The organism is Mesorhizobium sp. M5C.F.Ca.IN.020.29.1.1 (assembly GCF_003997375.1).
Taxonomy (GTDB): Bacteria; Pseudomonadota; Alphaproteobacteria; order Rhizobiales; family Rhizobiaceae; genus Mesorhizobium; species Mesorhizobium wenxiniae.
In genome coordinates, this window is sequence record NZ_RZSW01000618.1 from 1 (window position 1) to 3,312 (window position 3,312).

Here is a 3,312-nt window from a genome sequence, read left to right on the forward strand (position 1 = left end):
GTCCAGGTGCGCGGTGCAGTTAGAGTGATCGAGGACCAGGATTGGCTGGCCCGACAGATTTCCGATCTGACGGTAACACAGGAAGCCGCTCGCAAAGCACCTTGGGCGGTGACCGACGCACCAGCCAGCTTCATCCAGTCGCAGATCAAGGGCATTGTCGGGCTGGAAATCGAGATCACGGACATGCAAGGCAAGTGGAAGGTCAGCCAGAACCGGCCAATAGCCGACCGTAGCGGTGTCGCCGAGGGGCTCGAGAGCGAGGGCTCGAACTCGCCCGACATGGTCCGGCTTGTACGATCCTACGGCGGACTGGACGACAGGTAGCACCGACCTTGTGCAAGGTCGCAGCCCGGAACTCCCAGGGATTTGCTGCGGCCAGGAAGGCATCGGTGTCGACCTTGCCGGCTTGCGCCACGTCGCGCTGAGAGGCAGGTCGCTCAATCGACCTTCGTCATCGCCGCCTTGCGCTCGTTGGCGATCAGCCACAGGTTGCGGATGTAGATGAACAGTCCCAGGGCCTGGCCGGCGATGAACACCGGATCCTGCCGCTGGATGGCGTAGATCAGCAGCAGGCTGCCGCCGAACAGCGAAAAGAACCAGAAAGCGATCGGCACGACGCTGCGCTTGGCTTTTTCCGATGCGACCCACTGCACGACGAAGCGCATGCTGAAAAAGAACTGGGCGACAAAGCCGAGCAGAATCCACGTATCGAACTGCTTGACGAAGACATCGTGAAGCCAGGTCGCCAGTTCCTGAAGCACGTTAGGCACGCCGGATTTCCTCTGTTTTTGGCATTCTGCGGCGCCGGCGGCGCAGCCACCAGACACCGGCGAGATCAAGCACCCCTTGCAGGCCGCGATCGAAAATTCCGTAATTGGACTTGCCGTGACGGCGAGAGCGGTCGACGACGTCGCAATGCACGACGCGATACCCCTCCTGGATGACGAGGGCCGGAACAAAGCGGTGCGTGCCGTCGAAGAACGGTAATTTCCTAAGGATGTCGGTATGGATCGCCTTCAGGCCGCAGCCCGTGTCGCGGGTCTCGTCATGCAGGACGGCCTTTCTCAGCCAGTTGGCGAAACGGGACGCCAGTTGCTTGATCTTGCTGTCGCGACGCTTCAGGCGCTGCCCTTGCGCAACACCGAAACCGGGACCGGCCTGCCGCAGCGCATCGACCAGCACCGGAATATATTTGGGATCGTTCTGGCCGTCGCCGTCGATCGTGGCGACGATATCGCCGCGGGCCGCCCACGCGCCCGAACGCACAGAGAGAGACTGGCCGGCGGATTTCTCATGCCGGAGGTGGCGAAGCGGAAACGGGCGAAGCACTGCCTGGGCGGCAAGCACCGAGGTGGTCTCATCGGTCGAACCATCATTGACGACGATCACCTCGAAGTCGCGCCCGACCATCGCCGCCCCGATCTCGTCAAGCAGAAGCGGCAGGTTCGCCGCCTCGTTCCGGCAGGGAATGACGATGGATATCTCCGGCATTTCGGGTCGGGCTCTGTCATAGGATATGGCATTCGATTCGATGCCGTGCGGTGCCGTCCAGCGGGTCGTGTGTGGCAAGAATCCGCTGGCGCGGCGCCTCATTACGCCAGCCCAAACGATGAAGCAAGGATGCAGCCGGAAGGCGAGCTTGCGCCGTTTCACGACCCCGTGATTGCGTTCGCACCGAACCAGTCATGTAAACGCGACCGGACGCAAAACCGGATTCCCCTTTTGCTGACCGCGCTTGGATGCTAAACGCCCGCGTTCACGCATGCCACGCCGATCCGGTTCGGTTGGGCGCTTTCGGGAAAGAAAAAATGTCCGCCTTCAAATCCGATTTCCTGCGCATTATGAGCGAGCGCGGTTTCATCCACCAGATTTCGGATGATGCCGGCCTCGACCAGCTTTTCGCCAAGGAAACGGTGACCGCCTATGTCGGTTACGACGCCACGGCGACCAGCCTGCATATCGGCAATCTGATTTCCGCGACCATGCTCTACTGGCTGCAGGAAACCGGCCATCGACCGATCGCGCTGATGGGCGGCGGCACCTCGATGATCGGCGACCCTTCCTTCCGCGACGACCAGCGCAAGCTTTTGACGCCTGAGGCCATCGCGACCAACATCGATGGTATCAAGCGCATCTTCGGCCGCATTTTGCGGTTCGGGGACGGTGCGGGCGACGCGATCATGGTCAACAATGCGGACTGGCTGATGAAGCTCAACTATGTCGAATTCCTGCGCGATGTCGGCCGGCATTTTTCGGTCAACCGCATGCTGACCTTCGACAGCGTCAAGCTGAGGCTCGAGCGCGAACAATCGCTGTCGTTCCTCGAATTCAACTATATGATTCTGCAGGGCTACGATTTCGTCGAGCTCAGCCGGCGATATGGCTGCCGCCTGCAGATGGGCGGATCGGACCAGTGGGGCAACATCATCAACGGCGTCGATCTCGGGCACCGCATGGGTACGCCGCAGCTTTATGCCCTGACCACACCGCTGCTGACGACGTCGTCAGGCGCCAAGATGGGCAAATCGGCCAAAGGCGCGGTCTGGCTGAACGGCGATCTCTACTCGCCCTATGATTTCTGGCAGTACTGGCGCAACACCGAGGACGCCGACGTCACGCGCTTCCTCAAGATTTTCACCCGCCTGCCGCTCACCGAAATCGCGCGGCTCGCCGCGCTTGGCGGCTCGGAGATCAACGAGGCCAAGAAGGTCCTGGCCACGGAAACCACGGCCATCGTGCACGGCCGCGAGGCAGCCGAAGAAGCCGAGGAAACCGCGCGCAAGACGTTTGAAGAAGGCGCGCTGGCCGAAACGCTGCCGACCGTGGAGGTCGGCAAGGCCGATCTGCAAAGCGGAGTCGGCATATTGTCGCTGTTCGTCACCGCTGGGCTTGCCGCGTCCAACGGCGAGGCGCGGCGACATATCCAGGGCGGCGCCGTGCGGCTGAACGACCAATCCGTGTCCGACGATCGCCGATTGGTCACACTTCAGGATCTCGGCCCGGAACAAGTCGTAAAGCTGTCGCTCGGCAAGAAAAAACACGTTCTGGTGCGGCCAGTCTGACCAGCCGGCCGCCTCACCGGTACTCGAAGATCGACCTGAATATTCCGGGCGCGATCACCGACAGCGGGTTGACGTCCAGTTTCGGCTTGTTGGCATCGCCCCTGAGCCGGTAGGTCACGCCGATCAGGCCGCGATCGCGGCCATTGCCGAGCAGCGCGCCGAAGAGCGGCAGTTCGCCGAAGATGCGGTTGAGGCCATAGACCGGCATGAACGTGCCGGTCATGTCCATGTTATTGTTCTGGTCATAGAG

The 3,312-nt window shown here is 61.6% G+C and carries 5 protein-coding genes; 2 read left to right on the top strand and 3 right to left on the bottom strand.

Going from position 1 to position 3,312, the window contains the following annotated elements; translation table 11 throughout:
• The coding region (locus EOA85_RS30875; RefSeq protein WP_206523406.1) for an FMN-binding negative transcriptional regulator at positions 1 to 324 on the top strand (324 nt) is incomplete at its 5' end.
• 113 nt (positions 325 to 437) lie between these two features.
• Here the strand turns inward: EOA85_RS30875 and EOA85_RS30880 are convergent.
• Both EOA85_RS30880 and EOA85_RS30885 read right to left on the bottom strand, forming a co-directional pair.
• Positions 438 to 770 carry a lipid-A-disaccharide synthase N-terminal domain-containing protein gene (locus tag EOA85_RS30880; protein ID WP_127212256.1) on the bottom strand — a complete coding sequence of 111 codons (333 nt, stop codon included), beginning with the start codon at positions 768 to 770 and terminating at the stop codon, positions 438 to 440.
• Positions 763 to 1,491, bottom strand: coding sequence for a glycosyltransferase family 2 protein (locus EOA85_RS30885; RefSeq protein WP_127212257.1), 729 nt, complete (start codon positions 1,489 to 1,491; stop codon positions 763 to 765). Before EOA85_RS30885 ends, EOA85_RS30880 begins: the two co-directional genes overlap by 8 nt.
• Positions 1,492 to 1,808: 317 nt before the next feature.
• Between EOA85_RS30885 and tyrS the strand changes: the two genes are divergently transcribed.
• Positions 1,809 to 3,062, top strand: a complete 1,254-nt coding sequence (gene tyrS, locus EOA85_RS30890; protein ID WP_127212258.1) for a tyrosine--tRNA ligase — start codon at positions 1,809 to 1,811, stop codon at positions 3,060 to 3,062.
• A 13-nt stretch (positions 3,063 to 3,075) separates the two neighbouring features.
• Here the strand turns inward: tyrS and EOA85_RS30895 are convergent.
• A partial coding sequence (locus EOA85_RS30895) for a hypothetical protein (RefSeq protein ID WP_164759996.1) occupies positions 3,076 to 3,312 on the bottom strand: 237 nt, incomplete at its 5' end.

Bases quoted from the DNA above. Each gene is read 5' to 3' on its own strand.
- EOA85_RS30885 (WP_127212257.1), bottom strand. From the start codon at position 1,491: ATGCCGGAGATATCCATCGTCATTCCCTGCCGGAACGAGGCGGCGAAC.
- tyrS (WP_127212258.1), top strand. From the start codon at position 1,809: ATGTCCGCCTTCAAATCCGATTTCCTGCGCATTATGAGCGAGCGCGGT.